Source organism: Micromonospora chaiyaphumensis, assembly GCF_900091435.1.
In the GTDB taxonomy this organism is placed as follows: Bacteria; Actinomycetota; Actinomycetes; order Mycobacteriales; family Micromonosporaceae; genus Micromonospora; species Micromonospora chaiyaphumensis.
The window spans coordinates 354,710-375,370 of record NZ_FMCS01000003.1; the positions used below are offsets into that span (position 1 = coordinate 354,710).

The window sequence follows — 20,661 nt, forward strand, 5'->3', positions numbered from 1 at the left end:
ACGCCGTCGAGCAGGTCGTCGAAGGCGTGAGGCGCACACACCGCGATCTGGTCGTATGCGTCGAGGCGTACGGCCACGGCCGTGGCGTACTCGGGTCAAGTAGCGACCGTGTCGGCGATGGCCCGTAACGGGTCCACCTGCCCGCCGCCGAACTTGGCCGGGTACCAGGTGTGCACGGCGGCCTGATTCTTCGCCTCCCACGGCGGCTCCGGCCAGGCCGCCACCAGCCGCTCGGTGGCCCGGTCGTCGTTGTCGCGGCTCAGGCCCGCCGCGTCGAGGAAGATGGCGTCGACGTCCCGCACCGATGACGGGTCGAAGCCGTCGCCGTACCGCTCGCCCCAGACCAGGTCGCGGATGGCGCCCGCGCCGATCCAGGCGTCCTGCAGGCCGCAGTCCCGAACGACGCCCAGCGCCCGCACCAGCCACGGGCTGCGCTGGACCAGATCCCGCAGCTCGTCCTCCCGCATCGGTTCCCCTCGTTGCCGCTGTTGGGATTCCTGGTCAGTCGAACAACCGGCCCACGAGGGCACCCTCGCCGGCCTGCAGGACGTGTGCGGTCCGTAACGGTATCCAGAAGCATTCGAACCGGGTGGGCTCCTGCTCGCCGTCGTGCTCTTCCTGGCTCGCCCATCGCTCGGGCGTCACCCCGAGCAGCGCCAGCTCGAAGACGTGACGATGCTGGATCTCGAAGCGGAGCGGACTGATGTCGTACTCGACCTCCCCCAGCTTGCGCACGACGCTGAAGCCCGTCAGTCCGGTCTCTTCGCGGGCCTCGCGCAACGCCGCGTCCGCCTGGTCCTCACCCGGGCGGACGCTGCCGCCCGGAACCTGGATGCCCACCTCCTCGTAGCTGAAGTCGGTGTGCCGGAAGACGAGCAAGTGCCCTTCCCGCACGACGTAGCAGAGAACCTTGTTGGTGATCACCTTCTCCGCAGTGATGTGCACCGACATCCCCGACCTCATCGCTACCTGACCGAACGCATCGTCGACCTGCCAGCGGTCCACGACATCGAGGTGGCACCGGTCATCCGCACGCTCAAGTGCGCCGCCGCACTCGTGAGGCGCGTAGCACCTGCACGCCGCAGGTCCGGGCTCACGGGCCGTGAACGCCCCCAACCTGCCTTCGAGCGTGAGGGAGGCGACGCACTGCTGGGGGCGAGGATCCGCGATGACGCACGGCTGTCGACAGCCCGGGCGGTGGGTGAGGGTCGCGGCGTGGACGCAGTGCGAGATGCGGCGGGCGAGGTCGGCTCCGGGCCGGCCAGGGTGACCGGTGTCGTCCTGGGCGACGTGGGCGAGAACCCGGGGCGCAGTTGCCGCTCGCGCAGTGACCACGAACGATCACGGTGTTGGATGACCCGCCGTCGGGCCTGTTCGTCTGCCTGCTGCAGGGGGGCGGTGCACCACAGCTTGGCCGTGACCCAGTCGTCTTCCCGACAAATTGTGGCCAGGCTTGGAGGTTCCAAGCAACATCAACGGGTTGAGAGCAAGTGCCGAGATTATTCCTAGTGGGATTGGTGGGTCACCTTGCGGTTGGATTCTCATGAAGAAGGTGGCCGGTCCAGGCGCGGGAGGTGGGCTGCCGGCGCCACGGTCCTCGCTGCGGTCTTGGCGGTTCCTGGCTTCTTCTTGAACTCCTGCCAACTGCGAGACTACGGAGCCGCCGCACCTGCTTCCTCCGCTGCGGCGCGCACTCCGGCAGGCCAAGATGTGTCCAGTCGGGCAGCCCCAGTTGATGAGTACACCCTGAGCCCGAGCCCGCAAGCCCAAGTCGATGACTCGACCGCTTCTGCAGAACCTGCCGCGCCTTCCCAGGTTGATCTGGCTGATATTCCTCCTGCAAAGGGTGGTTGGGGGTCGGATCAGACGACGATGAAGGGGAAGGTGTATCAAAACGCTGTGAGGATGGATTGCTCTAGTTCCTACAAAGAGGAAATGGAGTATGCCCTAGAGGGCCGGTATGCACGCCTGTCGGGGGTGGTCGGCATGGATGACAAGTCTGTTAACGGCGACGTCGTAACGCACGTCAACATCTACAACGAAAGAAACCAACTGCTCAAGAAGTTCAGTGCTCCGATCTATGAGCCATACTCCTTGAACCTTGATGTTCGAAATGTTTATCGTCTGCGAATTGAATGTCGCCTGAACGATCCACGCCGAAACTTCAGTCTCGACATGCCGATGTCGATGGCGCTCACCCTATTCTCTTAGCGGAGCCTGCGGATAGTCTCCGGTGAAAAACCTTCCCAGCGCCAGCTAGTGTGCTGAGTCGTTAATTCGTTGGCAGTATGCGGCGATCGTTTCGAGGATGTCGTCTAGGACGTCGCCTCGTCGGCGGCCAGCGATAACCTGTCGCTCAAAGGAGTGAGAGGGATGGCGATAGACCTTCGTGAAGTTGGGCTTGGACGGCTGAAGGACGTCGCCGACGCCGCGGGACGGATGGTTGCCGACACCACGAGCGCGGCGAGGCAGCTTGTCGCAGTCGCTGCTGGCCCGCGGTCACTTCCCGAACGAGGCCTCCGCGCTCAAGTGCGTCTACCTCGCGATGATGAGCCTCGACCCCACCGGGCAGGGCCGCCGGCGGTGGACCATGCGCTGGAAACCCCGCCCTGAACGCCTTCGACATCGACTTCGAAGGACGTCTGTCCGCAGGCCGTAAGTGGATGTCAACAACCTGAGTTATACCGTTCGTTTGACAGACCAGTACCCGGCGACTGCTGGGGCGAAGGACGTCAGAACGACACCGAATCCCGCAGCAGCAGCGGTCTCGGAAGCCGTCGGGGGAAGCTCACCCGACCTTGATCGCGCCGCCGCAGAAACCCTTGCCACCGTCGCGCCCGTCGCAGACGAGGCTGTCCCGCCCACGCCAGTCAAGACAGCCGCGGCCACACGCCTGCCGTGCCCTCGCGGATTCATGCTCGTGGCGGGCAGTCACGCTTGCGGCAGCCGCCGCCGGGCGAGCTCGTCACACACCGCGTCCAGCCACCGCTCGAGCGGCACCAGCCGCGGGCCGTGCAGCAGCACTCCTGCTTCCGCGTGCCCGGTCGACCCGGCCAGGGTCGGGTTCGCCGACCCGAGATAGGCCGCGTGCCCGTACGCGATGACGACCTTGAAATGGATGCCGAGGCCGGACTCCTCCCACGACCGGACCGTGAGTGTTCCGCCCACCGCGGCCGCCGCGTCTCGCAGCACGGTCACCGCGGCGACGTTCGCGCTCGAGCGACCCGGCGCCGCCACCGACAGCGCCCGGGTCACGACGACCACCTGCCCGCCGCCGGCCAGCACCCGCTGCACGTGTGGGGCGAGCAGCCCGACGAACTCCCCATGCAGGAACGGCGCCCCAATCAGCAGCCGTCGGTCCGCACGCCCGGCGACCTCCAGCACCGCTCGGGTCGTCTCGACTGGCCGGGCGGCCTCGCCATGCACCGCGACCAGCTCGTCCAGCGCCAGACGCAGGAATCCCGGCACGGTCAGCACCAGCTCCCAGCGGTCGGTGTCCGCCGCGTGCGCCTCGGCGAGAACCGCGGCCTGCGCCAGCCGCACCGCGGCATCCACCGTGACCGCCCCGGCCGGGTCGAGCACGCCGGCGTGCTGCAGCACCACCCGGGCCAGGCTGGAGTCGGCGACCGCGGCCTGCAGCTGCGCGACCAGAGTGCAGCCCGCCGCGCCGGCTGCAGCGGAGGCGGCCAGCCGGTGCGCGGCCGCCACCGGGTCGCCCGCCTGTGTAAGCAGCCCAGTCAGCGGGGTCAGGGCGTCCAGAACGCGCGCCACGTGATCTCCTCCGGGTTGGGCGCCGCGCCGCCAGCCGGTGGGAGCGACCCGAACAGCAGATTCCGGTCCAGGACCGTGTTGAAACGGGCGCACGCCACCTCCGACACGTAAAGGCACGCCGCGCACGCCCCGCCGAACGCGCCTCGGCACGGCGGGTCGAACATGCACCGGGACTCCGCGGCCAACTCGGTCAGCGCGTCCGGCAGGTCGAACCGGAACACGTGCTCCAGCCCACCAAGAATGAACTCGCTGCGAGTGTTGGCGTAGATGAGGAACGCGCCGCTGCTCGGGAACAGAAACTCGGCGAGGGAGTCGACGTTCAGCCCGCACCGGGCCGCGAGCGCCTTCATCGCGCGGTGCGCGAACGAGTGCGTCAGGCCGAGCACAGCGCGGGTGATCCTGTTCTCCGGCGCGGCGAACAGGTCGACGACCGGGTCGCACACGGTGAACAGCCAGCGTTGCGCGGCGGCCGCGTCGGTGATGCCGGGGTCGTCGACGACACCGGAGTCAACCAGCCAGGTCACGATCCGCAGCGGGTCGATCCGGAACAGCAGCCCTTCGGTTTCGGTCCGCACCCCGTACATGGGGAACTTCCCGTTGCGGGTGCCGGGGAAGAACCTGAACCGGGTGATGACGGTGTCGCCGCGTCGGTTCACCGTGCTCGCCCGCGGCGAGACCCGGGTGTATCCCGCGACGAGGTACGCGACCGGCAGCTGCCGCAGCAGTGTCACGTCCGCCAGCCCGTACCGGTCGAACAGCGGCCGGTACGTGCGGTACGCCGCGGCGAGCGGCCCGCCGGCGGCGTCGCCGAGCAGGTCCCCGACGCTCATCGCGTTTGCCGACTGGGCCAGCGACAGCTGCAGGCATTCCTCGCCGAGCAGGTCCAGCCGTTCCGGCTTCAGCCCGAGCGCGTCGACATCGTCGCGCCACGCCGGCCCGCTGCCGGCCTTGGCCTGCGCGTCGGCCAGGCCGGCGTCGTACAGCGGATTCCCCGGCTTCCATCCCAGGGTCGCGGCGAGCGCCTCGAACTGGGCGACCGCGTCGTCGGACCCGCCGCTGGCTGCGGTCCGCAGCCCGTCTGGGCCCGGCGGCAGAATGCCGAGTGCCTGGGCGAGCGCGGCGGCGTGGGTGTGCTCGTGCGCGAGCGCGGCGTATGTCTCCCGCGTCGGCGGGTTGATCACGGTGATCTGCTGCGGGTAGTACGCGGAGGTCTGCGGAACCCGGGTGACGGTGACCTTGCCGCGCCGGCATTCGCACCAGCGGGCGACCGGCCGGTCGGAGCGGGTGCCGCACCGGGAGCAGGACCAATACCAGCGGCCGATGTTGAACGACTTGGTGTTGAACAGCCGCATCGCGGCCCGGCAGTTGTTCGCGCAATGCGGCGGCCGCAGCTCGCCGAGGTGCCCGCACTCGTGGATCTCGACGAACGTGAACTGCTCCATCGGCCCGTGCGTGGCGCAGTCCGGGACCCGCTCGCCGGCGCGGATGGTCCGGAACACGCCGCAGTCGCTGCACAGGTACGTGTTCGGGAACCGGGCGGCGCGCAGGTCGTCGGCGCGGACAAGCTCGTACTGGCGCCGGTCGATGATGTCGAGCTCCGGGCCGCTGTTCGGGATGTTCGACGCGGCCTCGGCGAACGGGCGGATCAGGCGGCGCAGCTGCGCCTCTACCCACGCCTCCGGGATGCCGAGCGGGCTGGTCTGCCGCGGCGGTTCCCCGACGACGGCGGCCTTCGTGCCGAAGTTGTACGGCTGCCCGGGCATGTACCGCCACAGCGCCTGGATGCTGGTCCGGTTGAGCGTCTCGATCGCCATCGCGGGGCGTCTCCTTGAAGCAGGGCCGGGCAGAACGGGGAGGGCGGGCCGGCGCTGGTTACAGGTCGGCGTAGATGGTGATGGGTTCCTCGACGTCGCGCAGCGACCGCGGCACCGGCGGGGTGAGCAGCTCCGGAAGCCGTTTGCCGGGCTCGGCCTGCATCGGCAGCCCGGCGAGCCGGTCGTCGACCCACGCCGCGACCGCGTTCCGGTGCAGCTGGTGGTACACGCTGCTCGGGTGGATCCCGAACCCGCGGGAGAGGTTGCCGATGAGCAGGGCGCGGTCGACGAACCCGGCCGTGACTGCGGCCGCGAAGGCGGTCGAGTCGGCGAGGGTCTTGCGGCGGGGGGCGCCGGTGAGCCAGTCGCGGTCGTGAACCTGCAGCAGCCACGCCATCAGCCCGCTGGACAGGACCCGGCGCAGCACCGGCAGTGACTCCCGGTTGACCGGGACCTTGTGCACCAGCCGGTCGAGGAACCGGATCCAGTCGGCGTAGTACCGGAACACCGACAGGTCCCGGTCCCGGGTCGGATTGATGACGTTGACGACCAGGCCGGGCCAGCGGCGCCCGACCCGGGCGGACGCTTGGATGATCTCCGCGGCGGAGGTTGGGGTGCCCATCACCGTCATGACGCCGAGCCGGCCGACGTCGAAGCCGTGCCCGATCGCCTTGGTCGCGGCGATTATCGTGACCCGCTCGTCGGCGGCGGCCGGCGGGTTCGTCAGCCGGGCGACGGCGCGCCGGATCGCGGCCGGTTCGGCGTCGCCGTTGATGACGGCCAGGTTCGGCTGGCTACCCAGCAGCGCCCGGACCTCCGGGTCGCGGGTGAAGCTGGTCAGGTCCTCGTTGCGCAGGCAGTACGCGATGAACACCTCGTACAGGTCGCGGCCGGCGGCGCGGGCCTCGTCGACCAGCAGCGGGTCGGTCGCGTCGAGGCCGGCTTCGGCGAGCACGGTGGCCGGGTCGGTGAGCAGTTCGGCGAGCCAGCCGGCGTGGGTGAGCGCGACCTCGCGGGTCGCGGTGACCATCGTGATCGACCGGGGCCGGACGCCGAGGTAGCGGCGCAGCGGCTCGTCGGCGGCCGTGGTGGACCAGAACGTCTCCCCGACGTCGGGCCCGTTGACCGGAAACCGGCGCGCGTCGCGGCGGTATAGGTGCTGCACCTGGTTCTTGTAGCCCTCGATGGTCGCGGTCGCGCCGACAATCTGCATCGGCGCGTTGCCGAGGTCCTCGCTGATGGCCTGCAGCAGCGTCTCGTACATGCCGTCGAGCGCGCCGAGGGATTCATCGAGCAGGTGCAGCTCGTCGGCGATCTCGAGCCGGACGTGCCCGAACCCGGCCGGGATCGGCTGCCGGTTCTGCTTGCAGCCGAACACCGCGCACCACGTCGGGTTGCCGGTGTAGCCGTGCCGCGGGCAGCGGGAGTGCGCGCGGCCGAGCAGGACCTGGAACTCGCGGGACTGGCCGAGCTGGGCGAGCTTGTCGACGGTGCCGACCAGCACCGCCGGTGCGTGCCGGTATATCTCGTCGTCGATGCCCCACACCGGCAGCACGCCGGTCATCCGGCAGGCGGCGTTGCGGCAGCGGTGCTGCATCGTCCAGGACGGTTCGTCGAAGGCGACCTCGAGCGGCTGCCGGCACAGCGGGCAGTCGGCGAGGATCCGGCACGCCTCGGCGGTTGCGGCGGAGTGCGGGTCCTGGCCGCGGTAGTACGGGTTGGTCGGGTCCGGCGCCTGCAGCCGGTTCGGGGTGTTGGTGCCGCCCACGAAGTACCCGATGCCGAACGGGTCACCGGCGGCGATGTGCGGGTGGCCGCGGCGCAGCAGCTCGGCGTGCAGCACCATCGCGGTGAACCGTTCGGTCTGCTGCAGCGCGAGCAGCCGCAGCGGGAACCGGGCCCACACCTGCGCGCCGGCGGTGACGCCGGTGAGCCGCCCGTAGAACAGGGTGGTGAGCATCAGGCCGAGGTACGCCTCGGACTTCCCGCCGCCGGTGGCGAACCAGACGATCTCGACGTTCGGGTGCCCGGCCGGGTCGACCATGCCGGGCAGGCAGCCAACCAGCCACGCGACCTGGAACGGAAACCACGCGTCGTAGCTGCCGTTCGCGGCCGCGGCGACGGCCCGGTTCGCGAGCACGAACGCGTCCCGGACCTGCGGGTCGATCCGCAGCAGGTCCAGTCCGGCGGCGACCCAGGCGACCTCGTCACGAGCGGCGTGGGCGTCGGCGTCGGCGTCGGCGCGGGCTGCGGCGTCCCACCCGCGGGCCGCGGCGCGGACGTCGAGCGCGGCGGTGCTCCATTCGACCTCGACCCAGGCCCGGTGCGCGTCGACGAGCGCGCTCACCGCGGCGACCGGGTCGGCGATCAGGGCCGCGAACGACGTGTCGAGGGTGGTCACGGTCCCGTCCGGGAGCGTGACCCGCCGGCGCGGGTGGACCCGAGCGGTGGCCTGCTCGGCGGCGTACAGGGTCGCCAGCCGGGTGCGGCCGCCGGTGCGGGTGACGTCGACGGCGCAGGCGTGCCCGAGCGCGGGGACGGTCCGGTCGTACCGGTAGGACTGCTGGACCTGTTCGAGCTGATATGGCACGAGCGGCGCGTCCGTGTCACAGGTCAGCTGTACCTCGTACAGACGCGTGTCCAGGTAGCTCGCCTGGTAGGCGTGCGCGCCGTCGACGGTCTGCTGGTCCGGGGCCGGGGTGAGGTTGACGACCGCGGCGAGGATCTCGACGTACCCGTCGCCGGGGGTGATGTCGAGCTCGATGGCGGCGCGGAATTCCGGCGGCGGCACGTCGTCGGCGTCGAGGAGGTTCGCCGCGCAGTATCCGGCCCACGTGGTCGCATCCAGCATGTCGTCCGCGCGCGGCAGGCTGCCGCCGGGCGCGGGGGAAAGGCGCCGCGGCCGGTGCAGTTCCGAGCCGGCCGGCGGCCGGACCGCGGACCGCAGCGCGGCGGCGAGCTCGTCCTCTCCGGCCCGTACGGTGCCGGTGGTGCCGGCGGCAAGGGGCATGGTGACGGTGACGGGGTCGATCGCGACCTTCGTCCACACTGCAGCCAGCGGACGCCCGCGGCCGGCCGTCGGGGCCCCGGCCGACCCCGCCGCCGGGGCAGCGGCGCCGGCGCCCGGGTCGGAGGCGGCAGTTACCGCCGCCTTCTGCTCCTCCAGGGTCGGGTGCAGCGCGACGTACGCCGCCGCGGACACCGTGAACTCGAGCGTGACCGGCAGCGCCGCCACCCGGAACGTGAAGCCCTGCGCGGGCGGGACGAGCCGCTCCCCGTACGTGTAGCCGTTGGCGGCCTCGGCAATGAGCTTCGGGGCGCTGGCGAGCATGCCGAGCCACAGCCGCTGCTGCGCGGGGGGGTCGGGCAGCCGCGTCCCGGTCGGGATGAGCGCACCTGTGGCGATGTCGACGACGCGGCGGGCGAGGCTGCCGAGCAGCGCGTCGTACCGCTGCGCCGCCGTCGCGGCAGGTACAGCAGGCTCCGCGGCGGGTACGGCAGCCGGAACCGCGGCAGGTGCGGCGCGCGAGATCGGGGCGGGTGAGACCGTCAAGGTGGGCTCCTGCAGGTGGCGGCGCGCGGCGCCGGGCCGCGTCGCCCACCGAGGGGCTCGCGCGGCGGTCATTAGTCGGACGGGGACGGTCAGTGTGCAGTTGTCGGCCCGCGGCACCGGGTGCGACCGGGGCGGTCAGCGGCCGGCGCGGTGGGCTAACCGGGACGGTACCCGCCACCACCGACATTGCGGAAGATCACCGCCGGACGGCCGGGGTTCACCGCTGCCAGTGCCGGGTCGGCGCGACAGCGTAGCCGCGCCGGGTGAGGTTGTCGGCGAAGTCCCGCTGCTTGCGTTCCACGCCGTGCACCAGCATCACCTCGCGCGGCGCGACCTCGTTGATGATCGCGGACAGGCCGCGCCGGTCGGCGTGCGCGGACAGCCCGAACTGCTCCACCCGCGCGTTCACCGCGACGTCGTCGGCGTCGAGGCGGAACGTGCGCGGCCCGCTGCGGCCGCCCCGGGTGCCGTTGCCGCCGTTGGACAGGTCGAGCAGTTCCGCGCCGGGAGAGTCCTCGTCCTGGTAGCCGGCGACCAGCAGCGCCGAGTTCGGGTCCGGCAGGATCTCCCGCGCCCACCGGACCGCGGGTCCTGCGGCCAGCATCCCGGACGTCGTCACGACCACTCCCTTGCGGAAGCTCTTGAGCAGGTACGGCCGGTTGGTGTCTCGGACTTCCTGCACCCCATCGCCGTAGATCCGTAGCGGCCGGTCGGTCCCCGCGGTCTCCTGCTCGTAGATCCAGGACACGTGCCGGGCCAGCCCGTCGATGAGGACCGGGACGTCCGGCAGCCGGTCGCGCAGGGTGAGCGCGACCTCCTGGGCCCGGCCGAGCGCGAACGCCGGGACGAGCACCCGTCCGCCGGCGGAGACGGTCTCGGCGACCATGTTGATGAACTTCTCCACCTCCAGGTCCCGGTTGGTGCCGCGCTGGCCGCAGTACGTCGACTCGATGACGAGCAGGTCCGAGCCGCGGGCCGCGTCCGGCACGATCAGGCCGGGCACGGACAGCTGCGCGAGCGTGGACACGTCCCCGGTCACGGTGACCCGGCGGTCGCCGGCGGTGACGACGACGCCGGCCGCGCCGAGGATGTGCCCGGCCGGGAACAGCTCGATGGTGACGCCGTCGGCCACCTCGACGGTCCGGGCGAGCGCGATCGGCTCGAGGCGCCGCTGCGCGGCGAGGGCCTGCGTCCGCGTGTACGGTGGCTCGGCGGGCGGCTCGCCTGCCTCGACGTAGTCGCTGCGGGTCCGGTCGAACACCTTCACCGAGTCCTGCCACATCGTCGGCAGCAGCGCCGCGGTCTCCGCGGTGCAGAACACCGGCACGTTCGCGAACTGAGCTGTCAGCGCCGGCACGTACCCGGCGTGGTCGTTGTGCGCGTGCGTGATCACGATCGCGTCTAGGCGGCCGCCGCGGCGGACGACGTCGATGTGCGGCGGGCCGGCGTCGTCGATGCGCCGCTTGGGCCGCATCCCGGCGTCGACGAGGATCCGCACGTCGCCGGCGGAGACGAGCATGGCCGACCCGCCGATCTCGGTGCCGGCACCGAGCGGGGTTAACGCGATCTCCCGCGGCGTCGCCACCGCGGGCACCGGCGCGATCGGCGGGGTGAGCAGGGTGGCCAGCACGGCCCGGAGCGCGGCTGGCGCCATACCGGCGGCGGCGAGCGCGGCGGCGAGCCGCGTGTCGGACGGGACCGCGGTGGCGTCGTTGGCGAGCTCGCGTGTGCGCGGGTCGTCGGTGTCGCCGGTGCCGGACGGGGCGGCGGCCGCGGCGAGGACCGCAGCGGCGGCGAGCAGGTCGGTGGACCGGGCTGCGGCTGCTTCCCGCTCCAGGTTCAGCTCAGCCCGCAGCGCCTCGATGACGGTGCCGGCCTCCTCGAGGTCGCCCTGGGTGGCGGCTAGCTGCCGGGCCAAGTCGCGGGCCTCGGCCTGCGCGGTGTTGCGCTGGGCGCGGGCGACGTCGCGGGCCTCCTGCAGGTCGGCGATCTTGCGGGCGGTCCGCGCGTGCCGGCGCCGGTCCACCGGCGCCGCCTCGTCGGCGGGGCTTGCCTGCACGGGAGCAGGGGTGGCGCTGCCGACCCAGCTGCGGGCGAGGCGGCGCACGCCGGCAGGGTCGGTGAGCGTGTTCGCGGCCAACTCGGCCACGGCCGCGTCTCCGCTGAGTAGGGCCCGCACGGTCGGCTGCTGCAGCGTCGGCTCGTCGGCGTACCGGGCGGTGAGCTCCTCGCGCAACGGCCGGCGGCGGGCGATCAGCTGCAGCATGGCGCGCCGGTTGGCCTGCGCGAGCCGGTGCGGGTCGGTCCTGGCTAGCGCCGGCGCCTGGACGGCGTGCCGGGCCGCGTCGAGGACGAGCTGTTGGACGAGCTGCGGCAGGGTGCGGCTCACCAGGCGCTCCGGGTCGCTGTGGCCAGGATCGGCTCTATCCGGTACTCGCCCTTGCCGTCGCCGAGCAGCACGCCGAGCGCGCGCAGAACCTGCACGACGTCCTCGGTGCCGGTGTATCCGTTCGCGGCCAGCCTGGCGGCGGTGAGCTGTTCGCTGCCGGGCTCGCCGGTCGCGGCGTGCAGCTCGAGGAACTCGGCGAACGTCTCCAGGTCGACGGCCTCGCCGGCCATCTGCCTCACCAGGAACTCCCACGCCTGCTGCAGCGACCCGTCTGCGGTCACGCCGGCGGCGACGACCAGGTCCCGGGCGTGGCTGCCCAGCCAGGTCCGCACGTCGTCGAGCGGGTCGCTGACCGTGCCGCTGTCCCGGCCGGCCAGGTGTTGCGCGAGCCGGTCCAGGAGCTTCGGCCAGCCGCCGGTCGTGGCCAGCAGCTCGGTCCGCGACGCGGCGTCTTGGAACGGCAGCGACTCCTGCGCGAACCACAGACGCAGATCGGTGTCGTCGTAGCGGCGCAGCTCGGTCAGGCCGGAGGACGTATCCGACTCCCGCGCCACGACCGGCCACGCGGCGGCCTGCGGGGGGCCGCTGACCAGCACAATCCCGAGGGTGCCGCCGATATGCGCCGCAATCAGCTCCCGGGCCTGCCGCCACACCTCGAGCGCCGCGTGGGCGGTCGCGTCCTTCAGGTCGACCAGGACGACGGCGTGGTGCCCAGCACTCTGGAGCGGCAAGCTGCGGCACTTGTTCTTCAGCCCGCCCGGCGTAGCCCGGGACAGGACCGCCTTCCGGTTGCCGGACGCAGCGTTCTCGTTCTCCTTCTCCAGCACCGCCAGGCACCGGTCCAGGTCGAGCGCGGCCGAGCCGACCAGCATCCGGACCTGGCGCCGGGCGGCGAGCAGGTCGGCGATCTGCTGCGCGGTCAGCGGCGCCCGGGTCGGCCCGGCGCCGTACACCGGCCGCATCAGCGACCCGTCGAACGACTCCGGCGCCTCGAACGACTCAGCCCGCTCGAGGACCTCGTCGATCTCGTCGCGGTTGCCGAGCAGGTCGAGCACGTTCGGGGTCCGAAGCCGGTAGCCGCGCTCGGTTACCGACAGCACCCCGAGGTCGACGCACTCGTCGAGCAGGGCGCGGAACTCACTAGCGCGGATGTCCTCGGCGGCGAAGCCGGCTGGCCACCACTGCTCGCACTCGGCGCGTAGCTCGCCGGGGGACATCGCGGCGTCGACGCCGACTGCGTGCGCGTTCTGCGCGACGCTGTACGCGATCACCTTGTAATGCGGGTCGAGGTCGAGGGTCCAGTCGAACCGCTTGCGGAACTGGCGCCGCAGCGTCGGGTCGGCCCACACCTGCTCGACGTCGTCGGCGACGATGATCTGCGGCGGCGCGTCGCCGAGGACGGGCGCGCCCTGCAGGTTGCGCAGCAGCCGCGCGGCGAACAGCTGGATCAAAGCCGGCTGGTTGTTTGCCAGCGCCAGCACCCGGGCGGCCTGGTCGGTGTCGGCGAACCGGAACCCGAGTGCGTGCAGCGGCCGGGTGAGAAGGTCGTACGCTGCCTGGGGCGCGAGCGGCCCGACGCAGACCGGCTCGCCGAAGTGCGCGAGTGGGTGGTTGGCGAGCCGTTCAAACCGGGCGGTCTGGTGGAGGCCGGCGAAGACGACCTTGACCGCGCGGTGGGTGAGTTCCATCAGCGACTTGAACTGCACGACCTGGGGGAACATTCCACTGACGGCGTTCGCGTCGGCGTCGAGGAACGAGTCGGACTCGTCCAGCAGGAGCAGCAGCTGCCGGCCCGGGCGGGCAGTCACCCAGTCGGCGACGTGCCCGGTGAGCGCGGCCGCAACGTCGCCGGCCGGGACGGTCTCGGGCACGATGCCCTTGTCCGCCAGCCGCGGCCACAGCGTCGTCCAGACCGCTTCGGCCGGGGCGGACTTGCCGATGTGGAAGATCGACTCGTAGATCGCGTGCCGGGTGGTGCCGTCGTCGAACTCGCGCTCGGCGGCGCGCAGTAGCGCGGACTTGCCCAGCTGCCGGCCGCCGTACACGACGCACGGACCCATCATGTCGACGACCTTGTCGCGTTCCTCGGCCCGGCCGTAGAACATCTCCTGCGGCACGTTGACGCCGGGCACGTCCGGGGTGAACGGGGACGAGAACGTGAATGGCAGCGTGACCGACATCGTCACGTCCCGACCGGGGGCCGGCTGGCAGGCGACGTAGGCGATCACCGCGTCGTCGATGACCGCGGTCGGCGGCAGCTTGCGGCCGCTGCGGAACTGGCGGGCCAGTTCGCGGCGGGCGGCGGCGTCCAGGGTGCCGAAGTACAGCAGGACGATCGACCGGTCGGTCGGTTCGCTGCGCAGCATCTCCACCAGCTCGGCCGGCGTCGGGGTCTTCCACACCGCGAGCAGCCGCAGCGTGTCCCCGGACGGGCTCATCGCCGTCCCGAAGGCCGGGATGAGCGCCTTGCCGGCGGTCGCGCGGACGCCGTGCAGGTCCAGCCACGAGCCCCGCCCGCCGCCCTGCCCGCGCTTGACCGGCGGGTTGGTCGACTTGTCGAAGATGAACCCGACCTGCTCGAGGACGGCCTTGACGCTGCCGATGCGGGCGTCGAACGAGCGGCTGACCGCCAGCCGGTTCCAGTGCTCGACCCGTTCGGCGACGGTCTTGCCACGGGTCACTTCGGCCAGGTTTAGGCCGGCGTCAGTGAGCAGCGCGGCCAGTGCCGGGTCGCTTGGGACCCGCCCGGCCGGCAGCGCCAGCTGCAGGTCGCGCAGCAGCGGGTGCGTGCCGTTGCTTAGCGCCGGGCAGGCGGCGAACACGTCGCAGAACGCGGGGAAGAATCGGCGCAGGTGGTCGACGTCGTCTCGCGGGCCGGGTAGTTGTCGGCCGGAGGCGAGCGTCTCGACGTACTCGGCGGCGGTGGTGAGGTCCCCGTCGTCGAGGCGGCGCTGGATCCGGTCGGCGTCCTCGGGGTCCATGCCGGTCGTGTCGAGCGCGGCGCGGGCGGCGACGATGGTGCGCCCGACGGCGGCGGCCCGGTCGGCCTCGATGGCGGCGAGGTCGGCGAACATGACGTCGTAGTCGCGGCGGGTGCCGCGCGGCCCGGCCTGGTGGGCGCGGACCCGGGTGGACAGGTCGGTCCACTCCTGAACTGTGACGCGGCCGAAGAGCCGGTCGGAGTCAATCTGGGTGACCAGGGCCGTGATCGCGGTATCGAGTGCGGTCGTGGACGCGGCGACGGCTTGGTCCCGGGCGGTGGCGAGCTCGGCGGCCAGTGGCGGGTCGAGGGTGCGCACGTGCTCGATGAGCAGTTGCGTGCCGACGTGGTCGTGGCGGGCGGCCCGCTGCCCGTACACGGCCCGCCACCCGGCCGCGCCGGTCAGAGCGGTCCGGTCGGCCGTGACGACGTCGTCCGTGGTGATCGGGCGGGTGGGCTCTCCGGCGCCGCTGAGCGGCAGGTCGGCGGCGCCGGAGAGCGGCCCGCCGAGGAGCCGGTCGGCCGGAACTTCCGGCCCGGCGGGGACGGCGGCGGTGCCGGCGAGCAGGTCGAGGGCGTCGGTCAGCAGCCGCAGCCCGGCCTCGTGAACGGCGTCGCGCGCCTTGACGCCGGTGTCGCCGCGGCGGCCGAGCTCGGCGATGGCCTGGTTGCGGACGGCGACGACCCGGGTACGCAGGTCGGTAATCGGGTCGCTCATCCACGACTCGGCGTCGGGGCCGGTGAGGTTCTCAACGGCAGTGATCCAGTTCGACAGCAGCTCGGTGACCTCCCCGGTCCAGGCGAGCAGCTTCTCCCGGGCGCGGGACTCGATCCGCTTGCTGCGCTTGCCGGAGCCGCGGGGCGTGTCGCGGTCGATGGTCGCTTCCAGGGTGGCGCGTGAGCGGAGTTCGGCGACCCGGTCGCGGACGAGCGCGACCGCGTCGGGGGCCGTCTGCCCGGCGGCGACGATGCTCAACGGTCGACCGAGGTAGCCGTCGGGGGCCCTCCACGTCTGCCACAGCTCGGTCGCACGGGCGTAGAGGATGGTGCGGGACGTGGCGAGCAGTTCCTCGGCGCCGGCGGTCAAGGTCTGCAGGACTTGGTCTGCTTCGGCGGCTTCGGCGACGGCGTCGACGCTGCGCGGAGTGAGGTAGACGCCGCTGTAGATCGCGGTGAGCAGCGCTTCGTGGAGCTCTTCGACCGCCTTGCCGTAGCGAGGGATGCTGGTCGCGATGTCGCGGAGGGGACCGGCGGCACCGGCCGACGGGGACAGCAGCCCGGCGCGCACGGCGGCGCCGTAGATCAGCATCTGAGTGGCGGGCATGTCGCGGACGGAGTCGGCGTCGAGGTCGGTGACGGCGGCGGCGAAGGCGGCCGCGTTTGAGCCGGTGGAGGTCTTGATCGCGGCGGCGTGCGCGGCGAGCCGGTTCGCGGTGCGGAGCGAGGCCGGGGCGCCTTCGGCGGTGGTGAGCCAGTACGCGAGCGCGTACTGGTCGTGGTTGAGCTGGTCGGCGTAGATCGTGCACGCGTCGCTGTTGTCCGGTGCATCGGCGGCCAACGGCTCAGCGGTCGACAGCTCGGGCTCGGTGATCTCCTCTGGCGGGGCGTGGCGAGGCTGGGGGGTGGTGGGCGGCGGCGGGACGGTGAGGTTGAGCCCGGCGAGGATGTCCTCGAGGTCCGGCTCCGAATAGGTGCTGGCCCCGGCGCCCTCCTCCGTGGCCGTTCCCTGCGGGCTCGGCTCGTTCGTGCTGGCGAGGTTGGCGGCCGGGGAAGGGGTCTCGGTGTCCTCGGCCGAGCTGGTGGCCTGCTCGTCGGTCGCGGAGGCAGCCAGTTGGGTGGCGCGTTGCTCGTCTGTCACGCTAGCGGTGCCCGCTTCGTCTGCGGCGGCGGGAGGCGTTTCTGCGGCGAGCTCAGCCGGGCCGGGCATGTCCGCGGCCTCGGTTCCAGCGGGTTCCGCGCTGGCGCGTTCGGCGGCGGCCGGGGTGTAGGTGAGGGTGCCGGCGGTGGTGGCGAACATGAGCAGCGGGATCGCGGCCGGCACCGCCGAGCTGACGAGCCTGCCGAGCCCGACGGCGCGCGCCGGATCACGGCCGTCCAGCTCAACGATCTCCAGCAGCGCATCGAGGCCCGCGACGGTCTCCGCCGCAGTCGTGTCGTCGACGCTGCCGGCCAGCTCCGCCACCTGCGCGACGGCCGCAGCGACGTACTCCGGCGCCCGCAGCGTCGCGAGCTGCCGGACCCGGTCCAGCCGGGCGGTCGCCTGGTCCGCTTCCTGCGCGGCGGCCAACGCATCCTCGACCGCACGCCGGGCGTCTGCGAGCGTCTCCGGCCGCGCATTTCCCGTCAGCCGCGCGACTGCCTCGAACACCGAGGTGAGTTGGCGGGTGTAGATCGTGACCGCGACGACGTAGGCTTCCGCCGGGAGTCGTCCGGCAGCCGCGGCGGCGGCGAGGGCGGGAGCCACCTCGTCCTCCACGTGGCTGCGGAGCTGCTCGAGGTCGTCGAGCTCGCGCTGCAACGACGGCATGTCTCGCTCGGTCGGCTCGGCCGCGACGCCGCCTTCGACAGCCGGCGCGCGGACCGCCGCCTGAGGGGAGCCGCCGGGCGCATCGGTCACGGCTGGGGGTGCCGCTGCGGGCTCCTCGAGGCCGGCGGGCTCGTCGACATCGTCGAACTCGTCGCTGTGCAGCACAGCGTCGGCGTCGATGATGACCTCGACCAGATCCTCGAACCGCATCGGTTTCTCCGGCATGTCCGGCGTCCGGGCCCGCACGCTGTCCCACACGTCGGCCAGCACCTGCCGCTGCGCATCCGACCACTCCTCCGGCGGCTCGGCGACCAGCCAGGCCAGCGCCGCGACGTCGGCCGAGTGCCCCATGCACACCATCGACGCCCAGGCCGCAACCCGCGCTGTCCGGGTCGTGCCGAACTCCTCGGCGTCGAGCAGGGACTGGTAGATCGGCTCGTCACCCAGGCCGTTCATGCCGTCGATGTCGCCAGCCAGCAGGGCGGCCAGCTCGGCGAGTTCTAGCTTGGAGGCGGCGTGAGTGGACAGGACTCCATAGTGCAGGCAGTCGTGCAGGATCAACGCAATCCGCTTCTCATCTGCGCGGACCAGCCTCGTGCGCACCGCGCGGGCTAGCGCCGCGATCGGAGCGTTGGGGCGCATCTTGGTCTGCCGCCGCACCCACGAGGCCTCGCCGCCGCTCAGCCGCGGCAGCTCGCTCATCAAGTCGGCCTGGGTGAGGTGCCCGGCCGCGGCGCGGCAGATCTTGGCGCGGCGCAGCGTCTCGCTCTCCTGCTCAGTGAGAGCGGAGCCAGCGGTGTGCGATTTCCCGTCCTGGCCGCTGCTCTCGGCGCCATCGAGGGCGGCAGCCGCCATGCCCGGGGTGTCGCCGGTGTCGTGATCCGCGCTGTGTTCGCTGCTGCGCACTGCCCGCGTCCTCCCCTGGTGGCTTGCCGCCGCCCGCGGAGCTGCCGTCGTGGCAGCCCGCGCCGATGTTCGGGTCACTGTACGACCAGGGTACGACCGACAAGAAAGATGATCTCGAGATGGCTGATCGGCCCCAATCGGGGCAGGTTTATCGTTCTGGCTCATGGCAGCTGCCGGGACCCGCGGGTTGAGCGACTGCGTCCTGTCCGGACTCCTCATGCGCGGAAGGGGTGGCGGCCGGCCGCTGCCGTTCGCACCGACCGTCCTGGATGCCGAACTGCTGCAGGCGGCGGACGCCGCGATGACCGCCCGCATTCCGCTGGCAGTCGTGGTGCCGGCATCCGTCACCGCGGCGCCGGTTGTGCTGGCCGCGTCCGCGGCCGTCGCGGCCGCGTTACACCGTGGCAGGCTGAACCCGCAGATCGGAGTCGCGTCTGTTCGGCTGGCCGACCGGGACCTGTACGACGAGCTGGCCGTCCGGACGCAGCGTCTGGTCGACTTCGTGCCGCGCGCAGTGGTGACCGCGGCAGGACAGCCGCAAGTGATCGGCCGGTCGAAGCTCGACGCGGGCGGCCGGGTGTACCTGACCGGGCGGGTGGCGCGGCTGCTCCCGCTGCTCGAGCGGCTCGAGGGCGTCATCGTCGCGGCCGGCGCCGCCACGGCCGACGAACTTGCCGCGGTGCTTCAGCAGACCGGGCGCCGGATCCCGGCCGTCTACTTGACCGGCGATCCGTACGACGCTGGCCTGGACATCGTCCGCAGCGCCGGAGGCGTGGTGTGGGCGTGGGACGCCGCCTGCCTGCCGGCGCTCGCCGGCCCGGCCGCGACGCCTCGCACGGCCGACGCCGGGGCGGTGTTCGCCGCGGCGCAGCAGCTGCAGGCCACCGGCGCCGCCGTGGTCGACATCGTCGTGCCGCAGCCGGGCACGGTGCTGGACCCGGCCCTCGACACGTTGTGGAAGGCGGCAGGCCAGCTAGCAGGTACCGCGACTGCTGACCCCGTCGGGCTGCGATGGGCGTGGCAGGCGTTCCACGCGGTCGCGTCCGTCCCGGTTCGCCCAGACGTGTACGACCGGTTCCCCGGCGCGAACCCGTACCGGATGCGGCTTGGGACGCTGGTCGAGATCGCCCGGGGCTACGCCGAGCATGCGGCCGGCTCGAGCCGGGACGCGTGGCTGCGGTTCGCGGACGCGCTCACCGACGCACTCCGCGCAGCTACTGAGCAGCCACGGACCGGCCAGCTGATCGACTGGGTCACGGCCCGGGTCGAGGCAGGGGAGCGGGCAATCCTGCTGGTGCGCGGCGCGTCCGCAGCCGCCACGGTGACGGCCGCGCTCACGGAGTCGCCACGGACTCCGCTCGGATGGGAGCAGATGGTCCCGGTGCGGACGGTGACCGCCGCCGCGCGCGGCATGGTGGAGCCGGGCGTGCCGCTGGCCGTCGTCGGGACGCTGCCGCGCAGCCGGTCCGGGCTGCTGACGTTGCCGCCCGCGCCGGCGGTGCTGCAGTTGACGTGCGGGCCGCTGGAAGGACGCCGCGCGGTGCGGCAGGCGGTTGCGGCCCGGGCGCGGATGGCGCACCTGCGGACGGAGGCCGTCACGGTGTCGGCCGCGGCGCTAGGTGTGACTCCGGGCTGCCGGCCAGTCGGGACCGACCCGGCTGCCGCTGTCCGGGTCGTTGACGGAGGCGTCGTGCGGGCCGTCGACGCGAACGAGATGGCCAGCGCGAAGGACACCGCGTGGGACCCGTTCGCCGTCCATGTGACAGGGGTGCTGCGTGCGGTGATGGCTGTCGCCGAGGACGACCTGGGCACCCTGCCGGTCCGCGAGTCAACCAGCACCGACAGCGACGTGCCGGCGATCGCAGTGCACCTGGACGACCCGAACGGTCCCCGGATGTTGTGGCTGCCGCCGAACGAGCTCGTGACCCGCCGCCGCGGCCCAACCCTGTCCCGGGTCGCAGCGAAGGCGCTGCAGAGCGGCGACGTGCTGCTGCTCGTCGACAGAGCCGCCCGCACGTACCTGCGGGTGGCATTGACGGAGAAGCTGTCCGAGCGAACCGAGTACGCAGCACTGCGCATGCTGGTCGACTTCTGGCACGCCCGCGCTGCGGCGGCCCGCGACCGCGGCCTGACACAGCAGCAGATTCTGGATCGGATGACCGGCACGACGCTCACGACCGCCGGCGCCGTCGGGCACTGGATGCGCGGCACCGTCGACGGCCCCGCCGACAGCGCAGACATAGCCCGCTTCGCCCGCGCCGTCAACGACGACGCGCTGCTTGCGGAGGCCGAACGGGTCGCATGGGCGCTGCGGACCCTGCACATCGTGCACCGCAAGCTCGGCGCATGGCTGGCTGGTCAGGTGGAGACGGCCGCCAGCCGGGCGAAGGACAGCGTGGTCGATGCCGACCTTGGCGTGCACGTCGCCGATCTGCTCGATGCAATTACCGAGCACCCGGTAGCGGACGTCGACCCGGCCGAACAACTGGTCCCAGCGCACCTCGTCGGCGTGCTTGCTTCTGCTTGATCAACCAACGGATTTGCAGGTTGCAGCCGCCGATGCGAATCGCTAAGGGCGCTGGCGGGCGGACACTTCGCGCCATCGATCCCAGCAAACGACGGTCGTCATACATCAGGTCGAAGCAAGCAGTAACCCACGTCGACCCCGTGCGCCACGCGCTGTGCGGGGCGTCTCCCGCTGCATCTACGGCATCGATCTCA

The 20,661-nt window shown here is 72.1% G+C and carries 9 protein-coding genes and 1 pseudogene; 3 read left to right on the forward strand and 7 right to left on the reverse strand.

Translation table 11 applies throughout. The features are described 5' to 3' along the window. Nucleotides 1–95: 95 nt before the first annotated feature. Nucleotides 96–467, reverse strand: coding sequence for a nucleotidyltransferase family protein (locus GA0070214_RS10825; RefSeq protein ID WP_244167649.1), 372 nt, complete (start codon nucleotides 465–467; stop codon nucleotides 96–98). A 34-nt stretch (nucleotides 468–501) separates the two neighbouring features. Further along, nucleotides 502–951 (reverse strand): NUDIX hydrolase, encoded by a 450-nt coding sequence (locus GA0070214_RS10830; RefSeq protein ID WP_091262104.1) that lies wholly within the window; start codon nucleotides 949–951, stop codon nucleotides 502–504. Nucleotides 952–1,608: 657 nt separating this feature from the next. On the opposite strand from GA0070214_RS10830, the gene GA0070214_RS31395 reads away from it, so the two are divergent. Both GA0070214_RS31395 and GA0070214_RS32350 read left to right on the forward strand, forming a co-directional pair. Further along, nucleotides 1,609–2,211, forward strand: coding sequence for an NPCBM/NEW2 domain-containing protein (locus GA0070214_RS31395; RefSeq protein WP_139141807.1), 603 nt, complete (start codon nucleotides 1,609–1,611; stop codon nucleotides 2,209–2,211). A gap of 268 nt (nucleotides 2,212–2,479) precedes the next feature. Further along, a pseudogene (locus GA0070214_RS32350) lies at nucleotides 2,480–2,678 on the forward strand (IS256 family transposase); the annotation flags it as partial. Between the two features lie 253 nt (nucleotides 2,679–2,931). On the opposite strand, the gene GA0070214_RS10840 reads toward GA0070214_RS32350, so the two are convergent. From GA0070214_RS10840 to GA0070214_RS31785, 5 genes are all read right to left on the reverse strand, one after another. Then, entirely contained in the window at nucleotides 2,932–3,771 is an 840-nt protein-coding gene (locus GA0070214_RS10840) for a phospholipase D-like domain-containing protein (RefSeq protein ID WP_091261836.1), read from the reverse strand. Then, nucleotides 3,747–5,585: a hypothetical protein gene (locus tag GA0070214_RS10845; RefSeq protein ID WP_091261837.1), complete on the reverse strand. Its 1,839-nt coding sequence runs from the start codon at nucleotides 5,583–5,585 to the stop codon at nucleotides 3,747–3,749. The genes GA0070214_RS10840 and GA0070214_RS10845 overlap by 25 nt, the downstream gene beginning before the upstream one ends. 58 nt (nucleotides 5,586–5,643) lie before the next feature. Beyond that, a complete protein-coding gene (locus GA0070214_RS10850; RefSeq protein ID WP_091261838.1) occupies nucleotides 5,644–9,138 on the reverse strand; it encodes a P-loop NTPase family protein in 3,495 nt (1,164 codons plus the stop codon). 217 nt (nucleotides 9,139–9,355) lie between these two features. Then, on the reverse strand, nucleotides 9,356–11,527 hold the full coding sequence (locus GA0070214_RS10855) for an MBL fold metallo-hydrolase (protein ID WP_091261839.1): 2,172 nt from the start codon (nucleotides 11,525–11,527) through the stop codon (nucleotides 9,356–9,358). Continuing rightward, nucleotides 11,524–17,940 carry a hypothetical protein gene (locus GA0070214_RS31785; protein WP_091261840.1) on the reverse strand — a complete coding sequence of 2,139 codons (6,417 nt, stop codon included), beginning with the start codon at nucleotides 17,938–17,940 and terminating at the stop codon, nucleotides 11,524–11,526. The genes GA0070214_RS10855 and GA0070214_RS31785 overlap by 4 nt, the downstream gene beginning before the upstream one ends. A gap of 163 nt (nucleotides 17,941–18,103) precedes the next feature. On the opposite strand from GA0070214_RS31785, the gene GA0070214_RS10865 reads away from it, so the two are divergent. Beyond that, nucleotides 18,104–20,467, forward strand: a complete 2,364-nt coding sequence (locus GA0070214_RS10865; RefSeq protein ID WP_091261841.1) for a DISARM anti-phage system protein DrmE domain-containing protein — start codon at nucleotides 18,104–18,106, stop codon at nucleotides 20,465–20,467. Nucleotides 20,468–20,661: the final 194 nt, after the last annotated feature.

Excerpts from the sequence above, each read along its gene's own strand:
- GA0070214_RS10830 (WP_091262104.1), bottom strand. The coding sequence starts at position 951 with ATGTCGGTGCACATCACTGCGGAGAAGGTGATCACCAACAAGGTTCTC.
- GA0070214_RS10865 (WP_091261841.1), top strand. The coding sequence starts at position 18,104 with ATGGCAGCTGCCGGGACCCGCGGGTTGAGCGACTGCGTCCTGTCCGGA.
- GA0070214_RS10825 (WP_244167649.1), bottom strand. The coding sequence starts at position 467 with ATGCGGGAGGACGAGCTGCGGGATCTGGTCCAGCGCAGCCCGTGGCTG.
- GA0070214_RS10845 (WP_091261837.1), bottom strand. The coding sequence starts at position 5,585 with ATGGCGATCGAGACGCTCAACCGGACCAGCATCCAGGCGCTGTGGCGG.